This window comes from Acetobacteraceae bacterium, from assembly GCA_004843345.1.
Lineage (GTDB): Bacteria > Pseudomonadota > Alphaproteobacteria > Acetobacterales > Acetobacteraceae.
The window spans coordinates 1,613,401-1,640,142 of record CP039460.1; the positions used below are offsets into that span (position 1 = coordinate 1,613,401).

At 42.3% G+C, this 26,742-nt stretch carries 24 protein-coding genes and 2 pseudogenes; 8 read left to right on the forward strand and 18 right to left on the reverse strand.

The window, feature by feature from the left end; all coding sequences use genetic code 11:
* Positions 1–60: 60 nt before the first annotated feature.
* From FAI40_07865 to FAI40_07890, 6 genes are all read right to left on the reverse strand, one after another.
* Positions 61–666 carry a hypothetical protein gene (locus FAI40_07865; protein QCE35247.1) on the reverse strand — a complete coding sequence of 202 codons (606 nt, stop codon included), beginning with the start codon at positions 664–666 and terminating at the stop codon, positions 61–63.
* Positions 650–1,501, reverse strand: a complete 852-nt coding sequence (locus tag FAI40_07870) for a hypothetical protein (GenBank protein ID QCE35248.1) — start codon at positions 1,499–1,501, stop codon at positions 650–652. The genes FAI40_07865 and FAI40_07870 overlap by 17 nt, the downstream gene beginning before the upstream one ends.
* Complete coding sequence (locus FAI40_07875) at positions 1,375–2,694, reverse strand: cytochrome bc complex cytochrome b subunit (GenBank protein QCE35249.1); 1,320 nt, start codon at positions 2,692–2,694, stop codon at positions 1,375–1,377. The genes FAI40_07870 and FAI40_07875 overlap by 127 nt, the downstream gene beginning before the upstream one ends.
* Positions 2,691–3,341: a ubiquinol-cytochrome c reductase iron-sulfur subunit gene (petA, locus tag FAI40_07880; GenBank protein ID QCE35250.1), complete on the reverse strand. Its 651-nt coding sequence runs from the start codon at positions 3,339–3,341 to the stop codon at positions 2,691–2,693. Before petA ends, FAI40_07875 begins: the two co-directional genes overlap by 4 nt.
* Positions 3,342–3,607: 266 nt before the next feature.
* On the reverse strand, positions 3,608–6,244 hold the full coding sequence (acnA, locus tag FAI40_07885) for an aconitate hydratase AcnA (GenBank protein ID QCE35251.1): 2,637 nt from the start codon (positions 6,242–6,244) through the stop codon (positions 3,608–3,610).
* A gap of 28 nt (positions 6,245–6,272) precedes the next feature.
* Positions 6,273–7,619, reverse strand: a complete 1,347-nt coding sequence (locus FAI40_07890; protein ID QCE35252.1) for a citrate synthase — start codon at positions 7,617–7,619, stop codon at positions 6,273–6,275.
* Between the two features lie 170 nt (positions 7,620–7,789).
* On the opposite strand from FAI40_07890, the gene FAI40_07895 reads away from it, so the two are divergent.
* From FAI40_07895 to FAI40_07915, 5 genes are all read left to right on the forward strand, one after another.
* Positions 7,790–8,824 carry an NAD-dependent isocitrate dehydrogenase gene (locus tag FAI40_07895; GenBank protein QCE35253.1) on the forward strand — a complete coding sequence of 345 codons (1,035 nt, stop codon included), beginning with the start codon at positions 7,790–7,792 and terminating at the stop codon, positions 8,822–8,824.
* Positions 8,825–8,826: 2 nt separating this feature from the next.
* On the forward strand, positions 8,827–9,327 hold the full coding sequence (locus FAI40_07900; GenBank protein ID QCE35254.1) for a hypothetical protein: 501 nt from the start codon (positions 8,827–8,829) through the stop codon (positions 9,325–9,327).
* Between the two features lie 283 nt (positions 9,328–9,610).
* Positions 9,611–10,231 carry a 3'-5' exonuclease gene (locus tag FAI40_07905; protein QCE35790.1) on the forward strand — a complete coding sequence of 207 codons (621 nt, stop codon included), beginning with the start codon at positions 9,611–9,613 and terminating at the stop codon, positions 10,229–10,231.
* A complete protein-coding gene (locus FAI40_07910; protein QCE35255.1) occupies positions 10,228–11,721 on the forward strand; it encodes a hypothetical protein in 1,494 nt (497 codons plus the stop codon). Before FAI40_07905 ends, FAI40_07910 begins: the two co-directional genes overlap by 4 nt.
* Positions 11,722–11,753: 32 nt before the next feature.
* Positions 11,754–12,068, forward strand: a complete 315-nt coding sequence (locus FAI40_07915) for a hypothetical protein (protein ID QCE35256.1) — start codon at positions 11,754–11,756, stop codon at positions 12,066–12,068.
* Positions 12,069–12,115: 47 nt separating this feature from the next.
* Here FAI40_07915 and FAI40_07920 read toward each other — a convergent pair.
* From FAI40_07920 to FAI40_07940, 5 genes and pseudogenes are all read right to left on the reverse strand, one after another.
* Positions 12,116–14,622 (reverse strand): annotated as a pseudogene (locus tag FAI40_07920) (restriction endonuclease).
* Entirely contained in the window at positions 14,619–15,362 is a 744-nt protein-coding gene (locus FAI40_07925; GenBank protein QCE35257.1) for a hypothetical protein, read from the reverse strand. The pseudogene FAI40_07920 and the gene FAI40_07925 overlap by 4 nt, the downstream one beginning before the upstream one ends.
* A 4-nt stretch (positions 15,363–15,366) precedes the next feature.
* A pseudogene (locus tag FAI40_07930) lies at positions 15,367–16,364 on the reverse strand (restriction endonuclease).
* Positions 16,365–16,380: 16 nt separating this feature from the next.
* Positions 16,381–17,046: an SAM-dependent DNA methyltransferase gene (locus FAI40_07935; protein QCE35258.1), complete on the reverse strand. Its 666-nt coding sequence runs from the start codon at positions 17,044–17,046 to the stop codon at positions 16,381–16,383.
* Positions 17,047–17,172: 126 nt separating this feature from the next.
* Positions 17,173–18,213 carry a GMP reductase gene (locus FAI40_07940; GenBank protein ID QCE35259.1) on the reverse strand — a complete coding sequence of 347 codons (1,041 nt, stop codon included), beginning with the start codon at positions 18,211–18,213 and terminating at the stop codon, positions 17,173–17,175.
* 107 nt (positions 18,214–18,320) lie between these two features.
* On the opposite strand from FAI40_07940, the gene FAI40_07945 reads away from it, so the two are divergent.
* Positions 18,321–18,770 carry a carboxymuconolactone decarboxylase family protein gene (locus FAI40_07945; GenBank protein QCE35260.1) on the forward strand — a complete coding sequence of 150 codons (450 nt, stop codon included), beginning with the start codon at positions 18,321–18,323 and terminating at the stop codon, positions 18,768–18,770.
* 133 nt (positions 18,771–18,903) lie between these two features.
* Here FAI40_07945 and fghA read toward each other — a convergent pair whose 3' ends face one another.
* The 3 genes from fghA to FAI40_07960 form a co-directional block, all read right to left on the reverse strand.
* Positions 18,904–19,866: an S-formylglutathione hydrolase gene (gene fghA, locus FAI40_07950; protein QCE35261.1), complete on the reverse strand. Its 963-nt coding sequence runs from the start codon at positions 19,864–19,866 to the stop codon at positions 18,904–18,906.
* A gap of 24 nt (positions 19,867–19,890) precedes the next feature.
* A complete protein-coding gene (locus tag FAI40_07955; protein ID QCE35262.1) occupies positions 19,891–20,550 on the reverse strand; it encodes a LysE family translocator in 660 nt (219 codons plus the stop codon).
* A gap of 99 nt (positions 20,551–20,649) precedes the next feature.
* Positions 20,650–21,558, reverse strand: coding sequence for a LysR family transcriptional regulator (locus tag FAI40_07960; protein ID QCE35263.1), 909 nt, complete (start codon positions 21,556–21,558; stop codon positions 20,650–20,652).
* Positions 21,559–21,728: 170 nt separating this feature from the next.
* Here FAI40_07960 and FAI40_07965 point away from each other — a divergent pair, with 170 nt between their 5' ends.
* Positions 21,729–22,856, forward strand: a complete 1,128-nt coding sequence (locus tag FAI40_07965; GenBank protein ID QCE35791.1) for an S-(hydroxymethyl)glutathione dehydrogenase/class III alcohol dehydrogenase — start codon at positions 21,729–21,731, stop codon at positions 22,854–22,856.
* Positions 22,857–22,964: 108 nt separating this feature from the next.
* On the opposite strand, the gene FAI40_07970 is transcribed toward FAI40_07965, so the two are convergent.
* From FAI40_07970 to FAI40_07985, 4 genes are all read right to left on the reverse strand, one after another.
* The gene (locus tag FAI40_07970; protein ID QCE35264.1) at positions 22,965–23,411 is read right to left on the reverse strand and encodes a hypothetical protein; all 447 of its coding nucleotides are present in this window, start codon (positions 23,409–23,411) and stop codon (positions 22,965–22,967) included.
* Positions 23,390–23,749, reverse strand: coding sequence for a hypothetical protein (locus tag FAI40_07975; protein QCE35265.1), 360 nt, complete (start codon positions 23,747–23,749; stop codon positions 23,390–23,392). The genes FAI40_07970 and FAI40_07975 overlap by 22 nt, the downstream gene beginning before the upstream one ends.
* Before the next feature lie 2 nt (positions 23,750–23,751).
* Entirely contained in the window at positions 23,752–24,195 is a 444-nt protein-coding gene (locus FAI40_07980) for a hypothetical protein (protein QCE35266.1), read from the reverse strand.
* A 302-nt stretch (positions 24,196–24,497) separates the two neighbouring features.
* The gene (locus FAI40_07985; protein QCE35267.1) at positions 24,498–24,863 is read right to left on the reverse strand and encodes a hypothetical protein; all 366 of its coding nucleotides are present in this window, start codon (positions 24,861–24,863) and stop codon (positions 24,498–24,500) included.
* Between the two features lie 166 nt (positions 24,864–25,029).
* Here FAI40_07985 and FAI40_07990 point away from each other — a divergent pair, with 166 nt between their 5' ends.
* Complete coding sequence (locus FAI40_07990; GenBank protein QCE35268.1) at positions 25,030–26,721, forward strand: D-lactate dehydrogenase; 1,692 nt, start codon at positions 25,030–25,032, stop codon at positions 26,719–26,721.
* The last annotated feature ends 21 nt before the right edge of the window (positions 26,722–26,742 follow it).

The following is a 26,742-nucleotide window of genomic DNA, read 5'->3' on the forward strand; positions in this document are numbered from 1 at the left end:
GTACTATTTTTGTACTCTTTTAAGATAGACTTTGCAAGTTTTCCAAGAATGCGAGTCTTTCTAAGGGGTTACAGCAGAGGGCTTTGGTGCATCTGGAAGGGGAAGGGGGACAGATCCTTTGAAATTAACAATTGCAATCATTTTTTCTGCTGTTTTCTCGCCTTTTGCGGGCGCTGTCGTTCCCCAGGCAATACAGCTGATAACCCATTCTGGTATTTTTAATTTTGGACGCTCTTTGTCGGCAGGTTCTTTTGGCATCCGCATTTCGGCAACGCACCATCCTGCTTCTGCTGGAATGCGTTTTTGTTTAACGATGAAATCAGTGACATTTGCATAAGAGCGTGAGGCTGTACTTTTAGAGGGATCGATTTTTGTAACAAAACCAGCGCCAGGGGCATCCTCTCCCATATACCCAAATTGGCTTAGGCTGATTCCATCTCCATAGTCCTGCAACAGCGCCATGCTGCATCCAAAATCAATTTGATCTGATTTGAGATCTTCATCCGCAGGGCCAATCGCATATTTGGCAGAGACGCATTCCCCGTTGGAAATGCCGAGAGGAAGATCTTGCTTTTTTTTATCCGCACCTTGTGCTGGAGAGATAAAAAGCGTCAGTGAGAAAGAAAATAGGGTTATGCCTATAATCGCCTTATTTTTTCCAGACACGGTTTCTCCATAAGCAGGCGAAGACGCCCATGAGGATGAGATAAAGACAGATTAACCCGCCACTGATTTGACGTGCGTTGTGCGAGGGGTCATTCGCCCATTCTAAGAAAGTGCTTATATCTGCTGACATTTGCGCATCGCTTGGATGTGTTCCATCAGGATAGGTCAGGGTTTTTGCTGCTTCTTGTTCGAAAGGAGGCGCCATTTTGAAATGACGGTGGTGGGTCAGTGCAACTGGATTATAAAAAAGGCCAGGTTCTAGCTTCATATCGGGTGGCGGTGTCTGATAGGCAAGCAACATGCTGTTAATGTAGTTTGTGCCTCCAGCAATATTGCTGGCAATATGTGAAAAATCTGGAGGCAGATCGCCAGCATTGGCGTTTCTTGCAGCTTTTTCTGTTGGGTATGGCAATGCGATAGGATCAAAAGCGTTGGCCTGACGTTTTTTTAAGTTTCCATTATCATCTAAACCATCAGGCACCTCATGGTGTCCTGCCCAAGCCAAAATTTCTTTAGAAGGAATGCCGATCTTTAAAAGATCTCCATAATGGAGATTTTGCGCACCATGGCACTGGTTGCAGATATTGGCAAAAACATAGAAGCCTTTGGTGGCATCTCCTTTAAGGGGCTCTTGGTTCTCTTTGGCTTGCGCTTGGGAGAATAATGCTGCGCCACCACAAAGCAATAGCGTAAAGAAAGAGCGGTATTTCATTGGAAAGCCTCCATTTCTTCGAGCTGTTCTTGTCTTTTGGCGATACGCTCTTTCCAAGCAAAGAAGGGGACAATGCCATACATGTAGAGAAGCCACCAGACCAAACATCCTCGGGCAAGCCATAGCATTGTATCTGATGGAGGGTTTAGACCTGCAAAGCAAAGGCCAGCAAAAGAAGCAATAAAAGTGATGAAAATAAATTTTAGCATCCCTCTGTCTGACATTTCTACTTTTGGAGATCGGTCAAGCCAAGGGAGGAGGGCAAGCGAAAAAACGACCAAAATAACGGCAACTAATCCAAAAGCTTCCGAAGGAACGGCTCTTAAAATGGCGAAGAAAGGGGCAAGGTACCACGGGGGATGGATATTGGTCGGGGTACGCATCGGATCGGCAGGAATAAGGTTTTCAGGCTCACTCACAAAATTGGGTAAAAAAGAGGCACAACCAAATAGGACTAAAAGAATACAGACAATCCCAATAGCATCATTGACGACAAAATAGGGATAGAAAGGAAGGCGTCTGTTCGGCTGGCCACATTTAGATTTTGAACGGCAGACACCTATTTTGGACTGTTTTTTTTCTTCATTGCTAGGACGGTGACAGCATCCAACTTGTCCAGCCTCTGGATTTGTGCGCCGCATTCCAAGCCCATGAACGCATAGAATATGAAATCCTACAAGAAGGAGCATAAAAAGCGCCCCTGAAAAATGGAAAATAAAAAGGCGTTGTAAGCTCATGGTTGCTGCGGAAGGATTTCCTGGTTCTTCAAAAGAGGCTGCGCCAAAGAGCCAAGCGCCTAAGCCACCAGAAGGATAGGGGACAACATTAAGCGCATTGCGGCTGACAGTTGCAGCCCAGTAGGAAAGCTGTCCCCAAGGGAGGCAGTATCCTGCAAAAGAAATGGCTAAAAATCCACAAAAGAGAACCCATCCGCTAATCCAGGTCAATTCACGGGGAATTTTGTAAGAACCATACCAAAGTCCTCTGCCAATATGGAGGTAAAGCGCAACAAAGAGGGCAAAAACGCCGCCTTGGTGGAGAAGGTGGAGAAACCATCCAGAGGGAAGCCTTCTTATAATGTCTTCAACGGAATTAAAGGCGTTTGCTTCTGTTGGGCTATAAGCAAGTGCCATGAAAATACCGCTGAAAATCATGAGCACCAAGGCAGTTAGAATACAAGCGCCTGTTGTCCAAAGCAGCCATAATTTTCCACGTTTAAGAACAGGAAAATCAAGAAAGTGCTTTATCATTCCTTCAAGCATTGGCAAGCGGGTATAAAGCCAGAAAGGTTCTTTAGGATCGGAAGGGAGATTCATAATTTTTCAATCGACGAGAGGGAAAAATCTGGGGACTGCTCAGATTCCCCAATGCGTAGCATCAGGCCTTTTTCAGTATTTTTAAAGGAGACTGGTGGGACAGGAAGATTAAACGGGGCTGGCATATTTTTAAAAACACGTCCAGCGCCATCGAACCAAGAGCCATGGCAGGGGCAATGAAAAGAAGAATCTTTTTTTGGTTCAAAAAGTGTTGTGCATCCAAGATGGGTGCAGGTATTGATGAGAATCAGATATTCAGGCTTAAGGGAACGATGCCAATTACTTGCCTCTGGGGGTTGCTGTTTACGTTGGGATTCAGGGTCTCTTAGCTTAGTTAAAAGTTCTGGTTTTTGGAGTTCATTTAGCATGACCTGTGTGCGGTGCTGAATAAATACAGGAAGGCCTCGCCATCTTACAATTCTAAAAGAGCCTTCTGCTAAATCTGAGAGATCAGTTTCTAAAATACTGCTTTGAGAAAGTGTGGAGGCAATGCTGTGATTGGTTCCATTGAGGCTATTGATTGCGGGGATAGCAAGGGAACACGCTCCAGCTCCAGCGCATGCGCAGGTTGCATAGCCTACAAGTGACATTTTTCCCCCATTTTTAAGAATGTCCCTGCGTGAAGGGTCAGAGGAATCTAAAGACATAAAACACCCTAAAAAGAGGAAATAATAAGATTTCCTATAAATTATTTTATTTGCACAACGGATTTAATTTTTAACTCAAAGAATGTTTAAACTTAAATATCGTGCATTCTAAAGAAGATTTTTCTAAGTCTCTTGGAGTTTACGTGAAAATGATTATCATTTTCAAGGTTCGAGAGAGAAAAGAGGTTAATCTTCATAATGCGCAATGGGCACAGATTAACCTCGTTCTTTTAAAAGAGGCTCTAATTTTTCACTCTAAGATGCTTCTATTGAGATGTTTCAGAAGCAAGACGCTGGAGAATAGAAGGGAGAATGCCACCATGTTGTAGATAATGGATTTCTGCTTCGGTCTCTAAGCGTGCCATCATCAAAATTTTTTCTTTCTTGCCATTTTTTCGTGTGAAAATGACTGGAATTTCAGCATGTGGCGCTAAGGTTGATGGTAGGTGAATATCAATTAATTCCTCTCCTGTCAGGTTTAAGCTTTTGCGTGTTATTTTCTCAGGAAAAGTGAGGGGGAGGATACCCATTCCAACAAGGTTGGAGCGGTGAATACGTTCAAAGCTTTCCGCTAAAATAGCTTTTACGCCAAGTAGGTTTGGCCCTTTTGCCGCCCAGTCACGGCTGGAACCCATGCCATAATTCTCGCCAGCGATAACAATAAGAGGAATTTTTTCCTCTTTATAACGCATTGCGACATCGAAAATGGAACCTTTTTTACCGTCTGGATAATGGCGAGAAATACCTCCCTCACTTTCTGGAAGCATTTCATTACGGATGCGAATATTGGCAAAAGTTCCCCGTGCCATAATCTCATCATTTCCACGTCGGCTGCCATAAGAATTGAAATTTTCAGCTTTGACACCACGCTGCGTGAGATAGGCGGCTGCAGGGCTGTTGGGAGAAATATTGCCAGCCGGGGAGATATGATCGGTTGTAATATTATCTCCTAAGAGCGCTAGAATGCGCGCTTGTGAGATCGGCTCAAAATGGTCAATTTTTTGGAGTGTATGAACCCAAGGTGGATTATGAAGATAGGTCGAGTTGTCTGGCCATTGAAAAAGGGGTGTCGATTTTTCTGATTTAAGGCTTTGCCACAGAGGTGTGCCGTTTTCGGCTTCTTTGTAGCTTTCAGAGAAAGTTTTGGGCGTGATGTAGCTTAGAATATAATCTGATATTTCTTTTTCGCTAGGCCAAATATCTTTTAGATAGACATCTTTCCCATTTTGATCTTGTCCAATCGGATCTTTGGTTAGATCTGTTTTGAGATTGCCAGCAAGTGCATAAGCTACGACAAGCGGCGGGCTGGCTAGATAATTAACTTTTGTAAGGGGAGAAATGCGTCCTTCGAAATTACGATTGCCCGAAAGGATAGCACCAACAGTAAGATTATTTTTTTGGATGGCCTCTGTAATATCTGTTTGCAAAGGGCCAGAGTTGCCAATACAGGTTGCGCATCCATAGCCGACAACTTCAAATCCTAAGGCATCAAGGTCTTTATTTAATCCGCCTGCTGCAAGATAGTTGGAGACGGCGCGTGAGCCAGGTGTGAGGGAGGTTTTGACGCTGGCTCTAATTGAAAGACCAAAAGAGCGTGCTTTTCTTGCCAATAATCCAGCCGCCACCATGACGGAAGGATTAGAGGTATTGGTGCAGGAGGTGATGGCAGCGATCACAACATCATTGTTTTTTAAGGTTTCACCATTTTTAAGTGTTGCTTTGACAGTCTCGTCAGAGGGAGGGAGTGATTGTGCAACTTCGGCGAGAGGATGACGTTCTGAAGGGTTTTTAGGGCCTGCGAGACAAGGTGCAATGTTTGACAGATCAATTTCGAGGATGTCTGTAAAATGGGGCTCTGCGCTGTTGCTTTCTCTAAACAGTTTTTGTTCTTTGAGATAGGTTTCTGCAATTTTGAGATGTTTTTCAGAACGTCCTGTGAGACGAAGATATTTTAATGTCAGGGCATCCGCTGGGAAAAAGCCACAGGTTGCGCCATATTCTGGCGCCATATTTGCAATTGTGGCCCGATTTTCGACAGGAAGTGTTTCTAACGCAGAACCAAAAAATTCAACGAATTTTCCGACAACGCCTTTTTGACGAAGTTTTTGCGTTACCGTAAGAACGAGGTCAGTTGAGGTTGTGCCAACAGGCAATTTGCCAATGAGACGAACGCCGATAACATCTGGAATACGCATGGCAATGCTTTCACCTAGACTGGCGGCTTCGGCTTCAATACCGCCAACGCCCCAACCGAGAACACCTAATCCGTTAATCATTGTCGTGTGGCTGTCGGTTCCAAATAATGTATCTGGAAAAAGCGTGTGGTTTCGATTTTGAACAAGAGGGGCAATATATTCGAGATTCACCTGATGGCAAATGCCGTTTCCTGGTGGAATGACACGGAAATTTTTTAGATTTTTCTGTGCCCAGTCTAAAAAACGGTAACGTTCTTCATTTTGTGAAAATTCAACTTCGATATTTTTTTTGAGCGCTTCCTGTGTGCCTGAGAATTCAACTGAAAGAGAGTGATCAATAACAAGATCCACAGGAATTGCAGGATTGATATTTTCAGGCGCTTTCCCAAGTTTTTTCATACCGTCCCGAAGCGCAGCAAAATCAACAACCGCAGGAACGCCTGTGAAATCTTGCATGAGAATGCGTGCAGGGCTAAAGGGGATTTCTTTTTCAGAATGTCCTGTTTCTGCCCATGAAATAAGCGCTTCTGAAGCTTCTTTTTCATGGTGTCTTAAGGTGTTCTCGAGAAGAATTTTAAGGGAAAAAGGGAGTTCTTTTCCGGCAGTCTTTGTTTGTTTAAAAGCTTGTGGCAGAGAGCTGAAATGATATGTTTCCCCCTCAATTTTGAGGGTGCTAGGAAAGAGCATGTTAGAGAAAGTGTCTACCATATAAAGAGATTCCTAAATTTTGAGGCGGTTAATGATTTCTAGAGCGGAATTCTTCTGGAATATCGCGCTGGGCTTGGCCTGTATAAATTTGTCGAGGGCGGGCAATGGTTGGGTTGGTTTCTAACATTTCTTTCCATTGCGACATCCACCCTGCTGTTCTTGAGACGGCGAAAAAGACTGTAAAGAAAGAAGAGGGGATACCGAGTGCCCGCAACGTAATCCCTGAATAAAAATCAACATTCGGATAGAGGTTGCGTTTAATGAAATAATCATCTTGCCGGGCAAGCTCCTCCAGTTTTAAAGCAAGTTTAAGCTGAGGGTCCTGTTTAACGCCAATTTCATCTAAGATTTCTAAGCAGAGTTCGCGCATGAGGTTTGCACGTGGGTCTCGGTTTTTATAAATACGGTGCCCAAATCCCATGAGACGGGTCGGATCGTTACGATCCCGTACTTTTGCTAAAAAGGAAGGGATATTTTCAATGGATCCAATTTCCTGAAGCATATCTAAAACCGCCTCGTTGGCGCCACCATGGGCAGGTCCCCAGAGGGCAGCGACCCCAGCGCCGACACAGGCAAAAGGATTGACACCAGAAGACCCTGCCATACGGACTGTTGAGGTTGAAACATTCTGTCCATGATCGGTGTGCAAGGACATGATTTTATCAAAAGCGCTTATAAGCGCCTTGCTGCCTTTCCACTCTTTTCCAGGCATGGAAAAAAGCATGTGCAGGAAGTTTTCAGCATAGCTTAGGCCAGGCTGAGGATACATGAGGGGAAGTCCATTGCCATAACGGTAAATCCAAGCGGCTAACGTTGGCATTTTTGCAATAATTTTAATCGCAGAAAGCTGACGTTCTTCTGGCAGAATCATGTGACGCTGATCGGCAGAGGGATCTGCATAAAAGCTTGAGAGTGCCCCCATCGTAGCACAAAGCATCGCCATAGGATGGGAGCTGCGCCGGAATCCGTTAAAGAAATTTCGGATTTGCTCATGAAGATAGGCTTCATCTGCAAGCGTATTTTCGAAATCCTGTTTGGCCTGTTGTGTAGGAAGTTCTCCATTTAGCAGAAGATAGGCGATTTCAGGATAGGTGGCATGGGCGCAGAGCTGCTCTATTGGATAACCACGATGGAGCAGGACACCGTTTTCGCCGTCAATAAAGGTAATAGCGCTTTCACAGGAAGCCGTGCTTGAAAATCCACTGTCGAAGGTTAAGACACCATGTTCTGCATAAAGGCGGTTAATATTGATGCCATCAGCGCCGAGTGTCGCTTTTTTTAGTGGAAATGAAATAGATTGTTGTTGTGGTGTTTGTAAATTCCAGTTTGAAGGGGTTTTATCGGCATTAGAGGAAAAATGCGATTTAGGCTGCATAAGAATCTCTTTCACAACTGGCAGGGCAGAACATTTTGGCTTGATAGGATATGTTAGCGAAATTTTTTCCTCTAGAATATCCTAGTCAGAGCGCAATAAGCTATTCATACTAACGGAGAGAGAATTTCTCTCAAGCTTATTTTTAAAAAATAGAGAAGAAAGGTAGGCAAATGGCTTCGCTAAATGGAAAAATCCCTGCAACGCTGATTCCTGGTGATGGGATTGGCCCTGAAATTACACAGGCAACAATTTCTGTTTTAGAGGCGCTTCAAGCTCCCTTTCAATGGGATGAACAGATTGCAGGCATGGCTGCTTTGGAAAAATCTGGCTCTCCATTACCTGAAGAAACGCTTAAAAGTCTGCGTAGAACAGGTCTTTCTTTAAAAGGGCCTTTAACAACGCAAAGCGGTAAAGGTTTTCGTTCCATTAACGTGACCTTGCGTCAGGAATTTGATCTTTTTGCGAATGTGCGCCCAGCCAGAACACTTGTCCCACGCCCTGATTTAGCACGCTATGATCATCTCGATATTGTGTTAATCCGTGAGAATATTGAGGGATATTATGCGGCTCGGGAATATTATCTGCCACAAGATAATGATCCAGAGGGAATGGCGCTCGCAGCAGGTTATGTCACAAAAAAAGAGTGTCGGCGTATTGTGCGCTATGCGTTTGAATATGCGTTAAAAAACGGACGTAAAAAAGTGACGCTTGTGCATAAAGCCAATATTGTAAAATTAATGTGCGGTATGTTTCTTGAAATTGGCCGTGAAGTGGCAAAGGAATATTCTGGCAGGGTAGCTTGCGATGAGCGGATTGTTGATGCCTGTGCGATGCAGCTTTGCTTAGATCCTTTGCAATTTGATGTGATTGTAACAACTAATTTGTTTGGAGATATTTTGTCTGATCAGATTTCGGGTTTGATCGGTGGGCTTGGATTAGCACCGGGCGCAAATATTGGAGAAAAAATGGCTATGTTTGAGGCCGTTCATGGCTCTGCCCCTGATTTGGTTGGAAAATCCTGCGCTAATCCTGTTGCCTTGATGCTTGCTGGAGGATTGATGCTGGAACATGTTGGTGAAGTTGAAAAAGCACATGCCTTGCGCAAAGCCATTGATAAAACATTGGCAAGCAATATCCGGACAGGTGATTTGGGTGGAACGGCGAAAACCTTTGAATTTTCTCAAGCGATTATTCAAAATTTATAACAATGGCTGACTTAGAAGGCGCATCTTCTCTTTTAACAGAGAAGGAAGCGGAAGAAATATTTTATAAAGATGATCTTGTTAAAGTGACCGGGCGGGGGGTCTTAACGCTGGATAAATTTTATCCGATTAGAGAGATTAGAAAAGTTTATCTTCAGCGGGAAACGGTTCGCTTTGTTTGGACAAGGATTATTATTTCCGCTTTGCTCCTTTTGCCAGCCCTTGCTATGGGCGAAGGTTTTATTGGGAAGGGCCCTGTTGGATTTTTGACGATTTTAGGACTGACAGCGCCTTTTTTATTGGTCGGGGGCGGGGCGGTTTTTAGTCTCGTACGGCCGAGTTATTACCTTTATTTTCAGACATTCCTCTATGATGAGAGGGTTTTAGAAAGCCAGTCAATTTTTCAAATTGTCCGTATAAAAAAAGCGATTTTAAAAGCAATCCATCTATATCAAAAAGAGGAAGCAGCCTATGAAAAATCTGGAAAAATTTTAAATTTTTTTTAAGCCAGTTTGATTTACGGATTATTTTTCCTTTTTAGGAAGAAGTTTTAAAAGCGCCCATCCAAAGCCAAAGCCCAGAACCATGGCAATTGCGGTTGTTCCGATAATCATGCCAGTTCCCATAAAATTTTCCTTTTCTATAAAGTCGAGATTATTTAATGATAAAGACTTTATTAAAACAGTTTTTGTCTTTAGTCCAAGAGAGACGCTTTATCTTTTTAAGCGTGGTTTGCAAATTATGCTTTATTGTAAAACTGTAAAAATGGTTAAGGGATTGTAAATGAGCATGTCGGCAAAAGAGGCTGTTTTATTTTTTGATACAGAAACGACAGGATTTGTTCGTAAAGACCTTCCTATAGGTGATCCTGCACAGCCACATTGCGTTCAGATAGCCGCTTTGCTTTGCTCAAAAGAGGGAGAAGTGCAATCCGCCTTGAACGTGCTTATCCGTGCGGATGGTTGGCGCATTCCTTATCAGGCTGCGCAAGTCCACGGGATTACAGAAGAGCAAACACATCGTTATGGCGTGAGAGAAGAGGTCGCCGCAGAGATTTTTTATAATTTGGCCTCGAATGCGTTTGCCATCGTTGGGCATAATATTGCCTTTGATATTTCAGCGATTGAGACGTTATTCCACCGTGTGAAAAAAAATGCCTGGTCCTTGCCGGAACAACGTTTTTGCACCATGAATCTTTCTAAAAAAATTTTAAATCTGCCCCCTACCCAAAGGATGCTCAACGCTGGTATTGACGAACCTAAAGCGCCTTCTTTGGCTGAGGCTTATCGTTTTTTCTTTAAAGAAGAGATTGACGGGGCGCATGATGCTATGGCTGACACAAAAGCCTGCCACCGTATTTTTTATGAACTCAGACGTCTTAGACAGAAAGAAAAGGGAGACCAAGCGTGACTGACTCTTCTCCAACCAAAACAGAATCTCCCTTAGAAGAGCAGGTTCTTTCAGAGACAGAAGCCAAGGAAAAATTTGGCGATTCTTTGACAGAGGAAGCACAAGCAGAATTTCAAGAAGATGCCGTGGAGGCTTTTTCTGCGCCAGAGGAGAAAAAACGGGAACTTTCAGAAGAGGAAGCTGCAGAAATTTTTGGCGATGGCCTTGTGCAAGAGGCGCAAACAGAATTTCGTGAGGATGCTGTTGAAGCCTTCACACAGGAAACGCATTCAGAGGAAGAGGTTCTTTCTGAAAAAGAGGCAGAGGAGAAATTTGGAGAGGGGCTCGTTGCGGAAGCGCAGTCAGAGTTTCAAGAAGATGCCGTAGAGGCTTTCTCCCCGCTAGAGGAGGAAAAACAGGAACTTTCAGAAGAGGAAGCTGCACAGCCTACTGTAGCGCCAGATTATCTTTTGACGGACCAGGGAATACAGGCGCTTCTTTCCATTTTTTGGGATGGTTTTCAACGGGATGAGGATGAAAGAAAAGCCTTTTTTCAGGAAGCCTTATCCAAAGATGAATTTCAGTTTTTCCATTTACTTTCAGAGAGGAAAGCAACCTCTGATCTCGAATTTATTGAGGGTAAAATCAAGGGGATTGAAACCCCGCTAACGCAGACAAAAGAAGAAAAGGCCTTTGAATATTCTCAAGGATTAGCGCAAATCGCTATCCAAATGCGGGAATTGAGGGAAGTCAGAAGAAATGCAATTACGTTGCTTTCTTGGTGCATCGGCCTTTTTTCTATTTTGGCATTGGTTTCCGTAATTTTGTTCAGCACGCCACATCTTTCGCAGGGAAAAGCCACCTTATTGGCCTTTTTATTGGTTGTACCGGGGGGTGTGATTGGGCTTGCCGTCATTACGCTGGGTCGTGTTTGGGAATATTTCACCTTTATTCATGGCAGTGGCGAACCGATTAAGGAGTTGTCGGATCCTTCCTTGGTAGAGGCAGGCGATTTTCTGACAAAAGGGCTGGAAGGCATTGCTGAGAAGCATCTCCAAAATAAAAATGCGCTTCATTCTGTTTCAAAGTCCATTGAACAATCTATTCAAAGATTGATTTTAGCAGGTGGTTTACTCTGTTTCTCCGTGACCGTATGGATAAGCTTGGGGATTGCTTCAACGTTCCAAAAGTTTATCTCTTGGGAACATGTTGGCTTTTTCGTATTTACAAGCTTTTTCTTTTTTGTCGTGACCTTCTTTTTGCGCATTGGCTATTGGAAAAATCCAAAATCGGCGAAAACATGGGGCTGGTGCTTTGCCTTGGCTGTCTTTATTTTTACGCTTTTTGGCGCAGGCGCTGTTGCCCGTGGGCCAATCCGTATCGATCCGGGCGCAATGCCGGAAATTTCGTCTTCTTGGATGCACAATCTCTCTCCAAATGGTTTTTTTGAAGGGCTGCGTGGTTGGTTCTATCCCGGTATAGCCTTAGAGCGGGTTTCTCCAAAATCGTGAGAGCGCTTCTAAAAAAGGCCTCAAAGAGTGTCATGCTCTTTTTGGTCTGTGGTGTCTGGGCAGGGAATGCGTTAGGGGCTGCGCCTAAAGTAGCTTCGCCACCCAAAGACCTAGATGATCCTATTCCAGCGGCCGAAGCCAAAATGCCAGCGGAAGAATTAGAATTTCTTTCGCTAGGGGAATATTGGGGGGTGCGCACGGATATGGATGCCGCAGAGGGAGGAAATGGCGAGCGCAAAGTCATTGACAGCGCCTATAATTGGGACGATGAAGTTTCTGCTAAAAGGGAAGAAGAAGCCTTTAATGAGACAGAAAAATCTAAAAAAGCCCCTTCCCAAGATCATTGATTTTTAAAGATAAAATCCCCAGCCTTTTTAGGGTGGGGATGTGAAATTTATAATCTGGGTTTTTTAGAATCATATCCCATTAAAAACATCATTCTGCTGGAGCTACATTTTAATCCTGTATATTCGAGGCTGAAATCTTCATATCTTTTGAAATCAAAAACAGCATCATTCATGCGTCTTCCATTAAAAAGGCCAATTTTTTCTAAGAGCTGAAAATCAGGAATGCTTAATCCTGTTACTTTCCGAAAGAGACCAGGTTCGAGCTGTTCAATAATATCTCTAAGATACTCCTCTCGAAAATCTGTGAGATACATAAAAATAGGAATACGGGCAGCAAATTTTATGAGTTTTTCCTGTACTTGTTTTCGCAGGTTTTTATATTCTTTTTCTTCATCAGAGAGTTGTTTTTTTCTGCTTTATCTAGCACTTCAAGCGTATTCTTCTGTTTTAGTTTTTTGACAGATTCATTTTTTGAAATAAGTTGTTCAAAAATATTTCCTTCATCAGAAACTAAGCCTCGAAAGCCTTCGATCCGCATTACAGCATCATAAACATCCTGATTTTCTAGGACACGGCGTAATGTTGAATCATCCACATTTACCAAAAGCGTATCTTCCCATTTGCGGGCTAGAAGATTTCCTGTTGTCCCGACTTCGGCCATATCAAAGATATTTTCAGCATTGATCTGCGTCATGCGGGCGCCGTCATATGCGATGACAGGTAGAAAGTTTAGAAATTCGGCAATGTTTTTCTCTCTTCCAACTTCATTGATATCTAATCGGCTAGAATAGGTAACAACTTGGCGCAAAGCTCGGTTCGGCGCAAAATCGAAAACGTAGCATTGTTTTTTTAAGATAATCTCAGGAGAGGAAAGTGTATCAGCAGGAAGTGTCCAAGGAGACTGCACTCGAAAAGCAGCTTGAAAATAAGTTTCCGGTCCTTGTGAATTCCGCAGCATTAAAATGCCACCCCAAGGTTTTACGGTTACACCCGTTGTGAGCTTTCCACAGGAAAGTGTAATTGTTTTCGTTGTTAAAGCATCTTGGGGAGAACCATGTATGTTTCCGCCATTCATGGCTTTCTTTACAGGTTCAATAGCTTTAGCCCCCATACCAGCCTTTGAGCCAGCGGCAACAATGACTTTATACTCGTTCCAAAAAGCATTTTCTGGAGCTTTTAAGAGGTTTGCCATTGCATCACAGGCGGAGACCGTTGGCATGTACCAAAAAGTGTGGCGCATAGCATCTCGAAAATATCCTTTATCAAAAGGCATTTGCGGGCGTTCATTGGTTTCAGTTTTTAACGTGTCAATTTCAGTCCTGCGTGCAACGCCCCGAATAACATCCAGCCAGCGTAAAACTTCAGCTTCATGTTTAAAATGTGCTGTTTTAGCAGAACCAGAAGCTTCAAAAAATTTATTTAAGTCAAAGCCATCAAATTCACCGCCCATAGCAACTTCACGAATATCGCTTGGAAGCTCATAGGTCATGAGCATCATTCGGGGAAGAGCAGCGTAGGGGTTATGCTTGCTGGGATATTGAGTCGGCCAGTCTGTTTTTGCACGTTGTTCGTCGGTATAAGTCCAGTTGAAAATCTGGTCTTCGAGAAATTCGCCACCTTGAATAGCACGAAAAGGGGTACCTGAGAGATAAAGCCGGAAGTTAGACGTAATCGGCAAGCTTTTGGCTTCTTCCATTTGGTTTTCTGCTTTTTGTTCCTCTTTATCGCCGTCTTCGAATAAGTCTTTTGTGCTATCTCGCCATGCGCCGTAGTGATATTCATCAAAAATAACGCAATCCCAGTTAATTTCATGAATCCAGCGGTTTTTTTCTTTAATTTTTTTGTCAGATTTTCCTAAAATATCCTGAAGGGACGCAAAATAGACAAAAGGATTTTGTCCCAAAGAAGGTATTTGGTTATCCTCTGCTTTATAAAATTTCCAGCCTTTAAAATCTATATGACGTTCTAAATCTTCTCTCCACGCACTGCTGACAGCAGGTTTGAATGTTAGGACGAGTAAGCGTTTCCAGCCCATTTTTAAAGCGAGTTGATAGGCTGTAAAGGTCTTCCCAAAACGCATTTTAGCGTTCCAGAGGAATTTGGCATCATGGTTAGGATTACGCTTGAATTGTTCTTGAAAATATTGGGCTGTTTTTTCAACGGCTTTTTGCTGTTCGGGACGCATTTCAAAAGAAAGGTCTCTTGAAAGATCGATTTCTTTTCCTTTTCTTAAGGAAAGAATAACGGATTTCACTTCCTCTTTAGAAACGCGAAACCATTCGCCTTTTTCTCGTTGAATGCCTAATTTTTCCAACGCTTTATGGACAGTATGATCTGTGAAGGCAGAGCCATCCTCTTTAAGCGCAGATTCATCTAAAACAATTTTCCATGATTTCTCTCCCGGTCGAATAATTGGAAATTGTTCTTTAATCCGCTCTTCTGCGTTTCGAGTGGTATATCCAATTTTTAGAAGGTCTGGATAATGCTTATCTTCATAGGCATAGATGCGAGGATTGGCATTTGAAAGGGGAGGAAGGGCTAGAGACTTGCTCATGCGTCTTCTCCGTCCATATTTTCTTCGGAAGGCCATTCCCGAATGCGTGAAGCAATAAATTCCTGTTGTTGCTCCGTTAGATTAAAATATTTGTAAAGCTTTTCATCTGTCCATTGTTCAGACATATCCATGATAGGAACAAAATTATAAACACGAGCCGGAATGTCTTGAGATACTAAGGAGCAAGAAATCAGAAAACGAAAAAATTTCGTTTTCATGTAAGTGGCAAGATTTTCGGCTTCTTCTAAGGTGTCATATGCTCCAATGACAAGATAGGTTTCGTTGCAAACTGTATCTGGCGGCAAAATATCAATTTTTGAAAAGATTCTATATTTACCATCCTTTCCCGTCATACCACCATGGTCAAAGGCGGCCCTTCCAGTGATTACTTTATACTTGTTGATTATTTTATGGCCAGCTGTAATTTTCTCTCTTGGGTAAGGTCCCTCGCCACTTTGCCAGCGGAGATTTATGTAATCAGATTGTTTTTCTTCTTCTGGTACAGTTTCAACAGGTCTGGCAAATGTTCTGGGGCCAAAGGGACGGGAGTTTGAAACCTGTTGGCTCATGACGCATCTCCCATTTCGAGAGGACGTGCTGTTGTGCTGAGTCCGAAGGGCTTGCGAGATGAGACTTGAGCTGACATGGTTTTGCCCATTGCCCATTGCCCATTGCCCATTGCCCATTGCCCATTGCCCATTGCCCATTGCCCATTGCCCATTGCCCATTGCCCATGTCAAGTTTTTTTAAGATTTTTCTTAAAATAGGCACGGCTTGATTCTGGCGGATAAGGATATCGAATTCGTTGAGTGGGCGGTTAGAAGTCGAGTGTTTTTCACCTGCAATAGAAACAAATTCACAATCCCCCTTATAATGTCGATCCCAGAGGAAGTAGCAGACACCACCAGCAATATCGACGCCAGGAAAGACTTCAGAGGAAAGTTCGTAATCCACAAGTTTTTTAATACGCTTATCGTTAAGCATTTCTTCTCTGAATTTATCTAAGCCTTTACCACCCCCCATCCAGCGAGAAGGGACGATAAAGCACATATAAGCTGGATTAAGCTGTTTTGCGGCTTCAATAAATTTATTGTAGATCGGAGAGGCGCTTCTGCCAGAACCGCCATCGGCGAGTTGGTAAGGAGGATTGCCAATAATAACATCGAATTTCATAGCTAAAAGTTCTTTTGGGACATTGTTATGGATAAAACTGTAAGCGTAGTCTTCTCCGCCTTGTTCTAAGCGGTCGTAATTTTTCTGTGAGGCGCCACAAAAAGAGCATTTCCCTTTTTTATTCCAGTCATGTTGCGTGGGAAGGTAAAAAATATTTCCTTCCTCCCGTGTGAAAATATTACAGGCGGAATACTCTCCGTTTGCTTTTTTGGAGCAGTAAAGAGAGCGTCTGGAAATCATTCCTGTTAATTCGCCTGTACTAAGACCAAAAATTTGTTTGGTGAAAATATGATTTAAACGTTCCTGTAAGTCAGGGATTTCTTGCTTTAGGCCTCGGATTAAACGTTTAGCAATTTCCCGTAAAAAACACCTGATTTACAAAAAGGGTCTAAAAATCGACTTTCTGGACTGCTGAAAAGTTCTTTTGGCAGCATATTCAGCATATAATTCGCCATTTTAGGCGGCGTAAAGACTTCATCTGCACTTAAATTGGCAAGGCAGGTCAATACATCCGTGGATGATTTTCCATAGTCCCAAGCGTCTATTTTAATATCAGCGATTTCCAGCATCTCAAATTATCCTTGTTTAAGATAGAAACGGTGCATTCCAAATTTGATCGTAGCGAACAGGAAGCCAAATATGTTGCTCTTGAGGGAGAAAAGCCTCTTCGCCAATATCAGAGAAAAGATTAAGGGTTCTGCTGTCACTTTTTGTAATCAGGTGGCTAAATGAAAATTCTTTTCTTTGAATGAGAAAATCTGGAAGCTGTGTCCATTCGCTAAAGAAAATAGGTGTTTCCACTCCTGCCATTTTATAGGTGAGGGCATTTCCATGTACGATATTATGTTCGAGAATAAAGTTAACGGATTTTTCAAGTTTTACTTTTTTTTCAGCAGAAAATGTTTTTAAAAATTTCTTTGGATAGCCTTTAAAAAAAGCCTCTTTTAAGCGTTTTCGGCAGGTTTCAACATTATCATAGAGAATTTCGATGCCATAAAGGGAGGCTAATCCCATGATTGCGTCAAATTCCCATTCTTTTTGAATGCGTGTCTTAGAAATTTTGTTAAGTTTACGTTCTAAAACTTCAAGAAGAAAATTGCCATCACCGCAGGCTGGCTCTAAAAAACGTGCTTCTAATCTTTCGGCCTGTTCATGAACCATATTTACCATGGCTTTTATTTCACGTTGTCCCGTAAAAACTTCGCCATGATGCTCAACCCGTTTTTTAGAGTTTATTCGAGAAATGCTCATTGAATATTTTTTAAGCCTTAAAGAAGTATTTTTATCTATGTCTTACTTTTAAAGAGATTTGAGGAATAGAAAACCCCATTTCTTGCGAAATGGGGTTTTCTTATGATTTGCACAAAGTAAAAAAAATTAAGCGTTGAAAACGCGGTTTTCCTGTTCGGCAACACGGATAAAAGTGGTGCGTTTTGTCAGTTCCTTAAGCTTTTCTGCGCCGACATAGGTGCAGGCAGAGCGGAGCCCTCCAAGGAAATCTTTAACCGTATCTTCAACTTTCCCCTTCATCGGGATTTTAACGGTTTTCCCTTCGGAGGCACGGTATTCTGCGACACCGCCCGCATGTTTTCCCATAGCGGTTGCGGAGCTCATACCGTAGAAAAGGCGGTATTTTTTGCCGTTTTCCTCAACAATTTCGCCACCTGATTCTTCATGTCCTGCGAGCATACCGCCCAACATGACGAAATCAGCACCGCCGCCGAAGGCCTTGGCGAGGTCGCCCGGAATGGTGCAGCCGCCATCAGAAATAATTTGCGCACTGAGGCCATGGGCGGCATCTGCGCATTCAATCACAGCGGAAAGCTGGGGATAGCCAACGCCTGTTTTGACCCGGGTGGTGCAGACTGATCCCGGACCAATTCCGACTTTAATAACGTCTGCGCCAGCGAGGACCAGTTCCTCGACCATTTCGCCTGTGACGACATTTCCAGCAATAATGACATGTTTTGGAAAATGTTTGCGTGTTTTCTTCACAAACTCAACGAAATGTTCTGAATAGCCGTTGGCGACATCAATGCAGATCATTTTTAGATCCGCAGAAATCGCTGTAATTTCTGTGAGTTTTTTAAAATCCTCATCAGACGTGCCACAGGACACCATGAAATAATTTTGTTCCTCGGCAGAGGCTGTTTTAAGGAACTCTTTCCATTGTCCAACGGTATAATGTTTATGGATAGCGGTAAGAATTTTAAACTCGGCAAGAGCCTTCGCCATTTTGAACGTGCCAACGGAATCCATGTTTGCCGCAATAATAGGCACACCTTCCCAAACGGTTTGTGCGTGTTTGAATGTAAAACGCCGGCAGAGATTCACTTGGGATCGGCTTTTTAAGGTGGAGCGTTTAGGGCGGATGAGAACATCTTTAAAACCAAGTTTAAGATCTTGTTCGATACGCATGATTTAGCTTTTTTCCTATGGTATAGTGAAGAATAGAGTGGAAAAAGCAAAAGTCTTTTTCCTATCTACTCTAAAGCAAAACCTTCTGATGGAAAAGGAAAGAATAAATGCGTATCGATTATGGAAAGCTCATCCCTGAAGGTGTTGCTAGACTTTATAAAGTGCATGAATATATCATGCAGTCAGGTGTTGATCCTGTTTTAGCTGAGTTGGCTTCTTTGCGGGCGTCTCAAATCAATGGCTGTGCTTTTTGCATTGAGCTTCATTCAAATATTCTGCGTAAGCAGGGTGTTTCTTTTGAAAAATTACTTTTGGTTTCCGCATGGCGTGAGGCAGGCAATGTTTTTAATGCAAAAGAACAGGCTGTTTTAAACTGGAGTGAAAGCTTGACGCATCTTCCTCAGACCCATGCGCCGGATGCTGATTTTGAAAAAATGACAGCGCAGTTTAGTGGGGATGAAATTGCAAAATTCACCCTCTCTATCGGCCTCACCAACGCTTATAACAGAATTGCAGTTGGTCTGCGCCACGAGCCAGAGGCTGCTTCAAAGTCCTGATGATGAAGGGGGAGGCTCGTCTATAGTGTCATTGAATTTATGAGAACCCTATATCGAAAGAAATGATCGAAGTGCAAAACGCCCCTTTAATGAAAATTAAAGGGGCGTTTTATAAAGCATTTTTTTGAAAAGATCAGTGCTTATCGTTGTGCAGGTAAAGTGAATGGAATTCAATATGGCTTTGGATAAAGCTTTGGATAAACCAATAAGAGTGATCGAATTTCTCATGGGCACGGAAAATCACGGATTGGCTCACTTTATCGGCAACATTGAGAAAATTCTTAGGAAGAAGCTGTCCGTCATGCAGGAATTTATCTTCTTTCCCCTGATCAATCAGAATAGGCGTGTTATGACGGCGGCCATCTTGGAGAAGATGTGTCGGATCATAGGCTTTGCCTTCGGCTGGATCATTGAAATAAAGCTTTGCGGCATCTATGCCCCACTGACATTTTGAAGGGTTTGTTGCAGGCGCAAAGGCAGAAACAGAAAGCCATTTTTCAGGTTCTTTTAAACCAAAATTGAGTGCTCCCATGCCTCCCATAGAGTGCCCCATAATGCTTTTTCTGTCATTATCGAGCCATAATTGAGACGCAACCAGCTTGGGGAGTTCCTCGCTGATATAGTCATACATTTTATAATGCTTAGACCAAGGCTCTTTTGTCGCATTGAGGTAGTAGCCTGCGCCTTCACCGATCCACCAGCAATCCTCGACTTTATCCAGATTGCAATTACGGGGAGATGTGTCGGGACAAACGAGCGCAATATTATGCTGATTTACAAAAGGAAGTGCGCCAGATTTGGTAATAAAGGTTTTGTGATGAGAGGTAAGCCCTGCCAGCGCCATGATGTAAGGCGTTCTGCCTTTGCAATCGATACCTTTCTTTCGTGCTGCCATATCTTTCAAAGCACGGCGAGGGAGGAAAACGGAAAATTTTGCCTCGGCATTCAGTGCTGTTGAGTGGTGCTTATAAAAGCGGATTTCACCATCGAAAGCGGCGCTTGAAGCAATAAGTTCTAAAGAATCTGTCATGAAATTTCCTTTTCGGTATAGAGACCGATTTTCTTCTATTTTAAGTAGGTCTTTCTTGGATTTCATCAAGGGGAAGAGAAGGGGATTTACTTAAACAGGTGGCTGTGTTGCAAAAAGTTTGGTGGCGCAAAGAAGGAGTGCAATCCCTGAAATTCCATAAAAAAGGCGCAAAGCCTGTCCTTTTTCCAAGAGTTTTTTTAAGGGAATGGCTGCTAGAAGGACGATGGTCAGGTATGTCGTCATAATAACGACCTCAAGCGCTCCCTGAAGCAGTAAAATTCCTTTTATTTCGTTGGGTGAATAACCAGAAGGGATAAAAGTTGGGAACATGAGAACAAAGAAAACAGCAACATTTGGATTTAGTAATGCGCTTAAAATACCTTGACGGAAAGCATCTGCTTTGGAGGTTGTTGTGTGTTCTGCCATTTTTCCAGCATTGAACGCATGCGGTTTTTTGCAGGCTTCAAAGAGAAGGCGCAAGGCCAAATAAATCAGGTAGGTAACGCCAATCCATTTTAAAAAATCAAAAGCTTTTGGGCTGGAAATAAAAATAGCACTCAGGCCGAGAGGTGTTGCAATAGCCCAAAGAGACATGCCAAGGGCAACACCGATGACAATCCATTTTCCGATTTTTCGGGCCGCAGAGGTTGCCACAGTCAGCGTTAAAATGAGTTCTGGCCCTGGAGCAATACTTAGAATTGTTGCCGTTGTTATGAAGGTGCAAAGGCTGAGGATAAGCGGCGATAACATTTTTAAATAACTTTAAGACGGTAAGAATAAAGATGAATTTAGCAAAATAGGGGAATAGGATCGAAGAAGATAGTCTTTATTAAATTGCGTTAAGGATATTTAGCTGGGGGAATATTTCTCTTTCTGAGCATTCAAAAAATGAGGCATTTCGGTTTTTAACATCTCTATAAAGAGATGAACTCTTTTTGGGATATGATGCTTATGGGGAAGCACGCCCCAAATAGGTTCTGCTGGTGGAGAAAATTCTTCTAAAATAGCCTCTAAATTTCCGATTGAAATATCCTTATTGACGTAAAAGGAAGGTAATTGGCAGATGCCTTTTCCGTTTAACGCAGCTTCTAGGACGGCATTTCCGCTATTAAGTTTCCAGTCTCCTTGAGGTTTAAAAATAAATTCTTCCCCTTTGTCATTAAAACGCCAATTCCCACCCGTTTGAATACAGCGATGCTGTGTTAAGTCTTCTAAAGATTTAGGTTTGGCGTGACGTTTAAAATAGTCAGGGCTTGCGCAAAGTCTGAGAGGACGAGAGGCTATTCGGAATGCAATTAGCCCTGAATCTGGAAGATTTCCTGTTCTAATAGCTAGATTAACACTGTTCTCAATAAGATTTATAACCTTATTCTCAAAGGAGATATCGAAAGAGATTTGAGGATATTTATCTGCGAATTTCATACAAATTGGCAGGATAATACGTTCTCCCATGATGATAGGGCAGGTTAATTTTATGATTCCAGCAGGCGTTTCAGAAGTGGAGATGGAGGCGATAATTTCATCACGTTCATGGATAATATCATGAAAGCGTTCAATGAGCGCTTTTCCCTCAGGGGTTGGAGAAACTTTACGGGTATTGCGTAAAAATAAGACAATCCCTAGACGCGCTTCTAAATTGGCAATTGTGCGACTGATATTTGAGGTTGAAACGCCAAGCAGTTTTGCCGCTCCGGAAAAAGACCCTGCTTTGTTTAGAGCGACAACTTCCTCAATACCGCTCCATTTGTCTTTCGTCATCTTAATGTTCTTCTTTTGATTAACGTAATTTTAAAGAAAGTGATTATTCTATTTTTGCAAAAATCATTTGAAATATTATCTATAATTCTAATCATTTTTTAGTGGTATTTTATGACAATCATACTGAGTTTTTTTAGAAGATTAAGCAAGGAGAGTTTATGGTTGAGACAATGGATGTTCGTGCGGCAATTGCTTTAGAGGCTGGAAAACCTCTTGTCATTGATACGGTTCAGCTAGAAATGCCTCATGATGATGAGGTGTTAATCGAAATTAAAGCCAGTGGTATTTGCCATACAGATAAATATACGCTGTCAGGAAAAGATCCTGAAGGTGTTTTTCCTGTGATTTTAGGGCATGAGGGGGCTGGAATTGTCCGTAAAGTCGGGAAGAATGTCACGAGTGTGAAACCTGGTGATCATGTGATTCCTGTTTATATTCCGGAATGCCGTGAATGTCCGTCTTGTTTGTCCCAAAAAACAAATCTTTGCACAGCTATTCGTTCCACGCAGGGCAAGGGATTGATGCCAGATGGCACAACACGCTTTTCCTATAAGGGCAAGCCCATCCATAATTACATGGGAACGTCCACGTTTGCCCAATACACGGTTGTTCCAGAAATTGCGGTTGCAAAAATCCGTGAAGATGCCCCCTTTGACAAGGCCTGTTACGTGGCCTGTGGTGTGACAACAGGGGTTGGCTCTGTCATTTGGGGTGTCAAAGTTGAGCCAGGTGCACGTGTTGTTGTATTTGGCCTTGGTGGCATCGGCTTAAATGTCATTCAGGGGGCGAAGCTTGCGGGTGCTTCCCAAATTATTGGGGTTGATATTGTGGAAGGCCGTGTGCCGTTGGCAAAAGAATTTGGCATGACGGATTTTATCAATTCAAAAGAATTGCCAGAGGGTAAAAACCTTGTGGAAACAATCGTTGAAATGACAAAAGGCGGTGCAGATTATACATTTGAATGTGTTGGGTCTGTGGATTTGATGCGTCAGGCTTTGGAATGCGCACATCGTGGCTGGGGAACAGCCTGCATTATCGGTGTTGCTGCCGCAGGTGAAGAGATCAGTACACGTCCATTCCAGCTTGTAACGGGCCGTAAATGGGTAGGAACGGCTTTTGGGGGTGCAAGAGGCCGTACGGATACGCCAAAAATCGTGGATATGTATATGGAAGGCCAGATTGAGATTGATCGTTTGATTACAAAGACAATTCCCCTTTCTAAAATCAATGAAGCCTTTGAAAATATGGGGCAGGGAAATAGCATTAGAACAGTAATTGACTTCTCGTTAGAGGATTAAGAAACGCTTTAATGCTTGGAAAAGGGCGCTGAAAAGTGCCCTTTTTAAATTTAGAAATAGGTTAAGGGGCGAGTGTTTTGATTGATTGATGCCAAAAGGAGGTCTCTTTTATTCTATTTTGTCTAAGTTGAAGAAAATCAATTTATCAATATTTCCTTGGCCTGTTGTCCATAATGTTTCTAACTCTTTATCCATTTTCTTGATTTTATCAGGGATAGGCGTGCCTGCTTCATTAAGTTGATGAATACGCTCTTTGATGTCTTCAGTTTTCTTTATGAGAGAGTGAATATGAAACAGTATATCTGGCCTCGTCGAAAAGTTATTTTCGGAAATATTTCCATCGCCATTCTGAATTTCTTCGAGCTGTTGAAGGTAGTTTTTAATTTCTTGCGGTAGAGAGGAATTGTTTTTTTTCCAAGGGCTTTCTTGAAGTAATTCGTTCGTCTTTTTAATTTCCTCACGAGCTTTGTCTTTTGCAAAACTTAAAATCCCCCCGAAACCTGATTTTGGATGAATCTTTCTGGCTAACTTCCCTAGAGGAAAATGTGGGAACAAGCTTGCTTTAAGATCACTCTTAGGAACACCGATTTTAGAAAAAATGACGAGGTGATAAAAATTTTTAACGCATTGAGGGCGGAGTAAAATGTGTCATCCATTTTGAAAGGATTACCGTGGGCGAGACTGTCTCTTCCCATTCGTATGGCGCAATTTAGATTTTGAAGCGCTTTTTTCGGAAGCTCTAAGTTGAGAGCTTGTAACCCTTCATCAATAGCTTCTTTCAGTGTTTTTTTATCTTGCTTCGGTGTAATTTTTTTTAGGATTTCATCGAGTTTTTTTTCTGCTTCTGGATTCAACGCTGCGTTCTGTGTCCAGTCTTTTATTTTTTCCTTCAATTTTAATATTTTGTATTTTTTTTACTGCTTTTCCCTTTTTCGTCTCGTTCTCCATTTTCCTTGCGAGGCCAAATAAGATCCTCAAACGCAGAAGCTAGATAAAGTAAGTTTTGTTCCATAAAGGTTGGATAAAATAATTCAGAAAGCAACGGGTAGTACTGGTTGGGATTTTCCAAAGCAAACAAAAGATAATTTTGAAAAATTGTGCCAAAATTCTCTTTTAAAGATATCCCCCGTATATTGTAGTCTATCCAGTTTAAATCTTTAGAAGATTCATGGTGCAATAAATGCCTACAATAAAAATATTGGCCTTTTATGCCATCTTCAAGCTCAATAGAGGGATAGGGAAGTAAAATTTTAGAAGTCGCAACGGTGAGAAAAAATCTCTCTGCAGCCCAAGAAATTGGAACAATTTTTTCAGAGGATTGGGCTTCATCTAACTCCAAGCTAAGGGCGTAATCAGACCTGACAGTATGTTTCCCATTATAAGGTAAGCTATCATGATATATTCGGGGATATAATTTTATTTCGCCACAAGCATTCCCCTTAGAGATAGAGGGATATATTAGCGTTTTTCGTAGATTTTCTGGGAATGAAATTTGGATTTTTTGAGAAAGATATGTGCCTTGTTCACACTCGTCATTTTTTGTTGTGAACGGGTTTGGAAGCCAATTGGTGTAATCCGAAAGATCCCAAGTGAGTGTTTTAATTTTTGGGAATTTTTCTAAGTTGTTGGGATTTATTGAGTTTAATATGACAATTTTTCCGCAGAAAATTTAAAGGGTGGTAGAGCCATTTTTACAGACCCTATGGGTGGGTAGCCTGTTCGAAATACAGAGCTATGAAAAGTGACTCCATCGATGAAGGCATAGCGAGAAATCGGTTCCTGTAAAGAAGCCTGAAATTCAACAGGATCTATGCTTTCTTGGTTAGAACCAAATGAAGGTAATAACTTCTCAAGCCAAGTATTTTTTGCTTGAAAAATTTCGCCACTCATCGTGCCATCTTTAGCGATAGAGAGTGTTCCAGGAAGCCAATCATTCTCTTCGTTTTCTGAAAAAAGTAAGAAATGAGCAGGAATTCTTTCAAGAGGAAGTTTTATAGGATCATTCATTTGAAATCTTCTACCTATTTATAATAATTGAGTTGTAACTTTTTTATTCAAAACAAAAATGAATAAGAACTCTTTTGTTTTGAGTTTTCCCTAGCAATTCAAAATAATCGGTCTAAAATGGTCAGCGTTTTTAAAATTAAGACGTCCTAAAATATCTTAAAGGATAATGGTTATGACGGGAAATGCGCTTCTTAAAAGACTCTCTGATATTGTCGGTAAGTCCTATGTTCTCCATTCAGATGAAAAGACATACCGCTACCGTAAAGGTTTTTCTTTCGGGGAGGGCGCTGTTGAGGCTGTGGTGCTGCCAGCGACATTGGTAGAACTCTGGAAGGTCGTTTCTCTCGTTCATGATACGAACCGTATTTTGATTATGCAGGCGGCGAATACGGGTTTGACAGGCGGATCTACGCCTGACGGCAAATATGACCGCCCTGTAATCCTCGTAAGCACCAGACGGCTCAAAGGGTTAAAACTGTTAGGCAAAGGCGAGCAAGTTCTCTGTCACCCGGGCGCAAGCCTTTATGAATTAGAGGATTTGCTCAGACCTTTGGGCAGAGAACCTCATTCTGTGATTGGCTCTTCCTGCATTGGGGCATCCGTTTTAGGAGGAATTAGCAATAATTCAGGGGGCGCTTTGGTTCAGCGTGGGCCAGCCTATACGGAAATGGCGCTTTTTGCGCAAATAGGGGAAGATGGAAAGCTCCGCCTTGTTAATCATTTGGGGATTCAACTGCCAGAGGATCCGATTGCGGCGCTAGAGGCACTTGATAAAGGGAAATTCACTCCTGAAGATGTGCAATGGAATGTTGGTGCAGGGCATAATAAAAATTATTTAGAGCGGGTTCGGGATGTGGATGCGCCAACGCCGGCCCGTTATAATGCGGATCCTAGTCAGCTTTATGAAGCTTCTGGGAATGCTGGAAAATTAGTCGTTTTTGCAGTGCGGCTTGATACGTTTGTCTCTGAAAAAGATGTTGGGGTGATCTATATCGGCAGTAATGATCCCCATGCGTTGGAAGATGTTCGCCGTGGGCTTTTGACTGAATTTAAGGAAGTGCCGATTTCTGGGGAATATATTCATTCGGATACGCTTGAATATGCGGATAAATATGGGCGGGATACAGTTTTTTTAATTCGTTTTCTTGGAACGAAATATTTGCCCTTTTTATTTGACTTGCGTGCAAGGGTAAACGCCTTGGGAGAGAAGTATCGCTTTTTTCCATCTTATCTGAGTGATAAAGCGATGCAGTTTGTTTCCCGTTTTATCCCATCGCAGATGCCAAAAAGAATGCAGTTTTTCCAAAAATGGTACAAACATCATTTGATGCTAAAACTTTCTGGAAGCTTGGCGCAGGAGGTTGAGCCTTGGCTGGCGACTTATTTCCAAGGAAAGAAGGGAACTTTTTTCAAATGTACGAAACGGGAAGGTAATATCGCTTTTTTACAGCGTTTTGCGGCGATTGGTGCAGCTGAAAGACTTCTGGCGCTTCATTTAAAACAATCTTCAGGCCTTGTTTCCATAGATGTTGCTTTGCCTCGTAATGATCGGGATTGGCTTGAAAATCTTCCTAAAGATTTGGAGGAGCAGATTCTAGCGGAAATTTATTGCGGGCATTTTCTTTGCCATGTTTTTCATCTGTATTATATTGTGAAAAAAGGGTACGATGTTGATGAATTTAAAAAGCAGCTTTTAAAGCGTTTAAAAGAAAGTGGCGCACAATATCCAGCGGAACATAATTTTGGACATTTGTACCAAGCGCCAGAAGTTTTGCAAAAACACTATCGTCAGCTTGACCCTTGTAATTGCCTCAATCCAGGGATTGGAAAGACAAGTAAACAGAAAAATTGGGAATAGTTTTCATAGACAGACTATCTT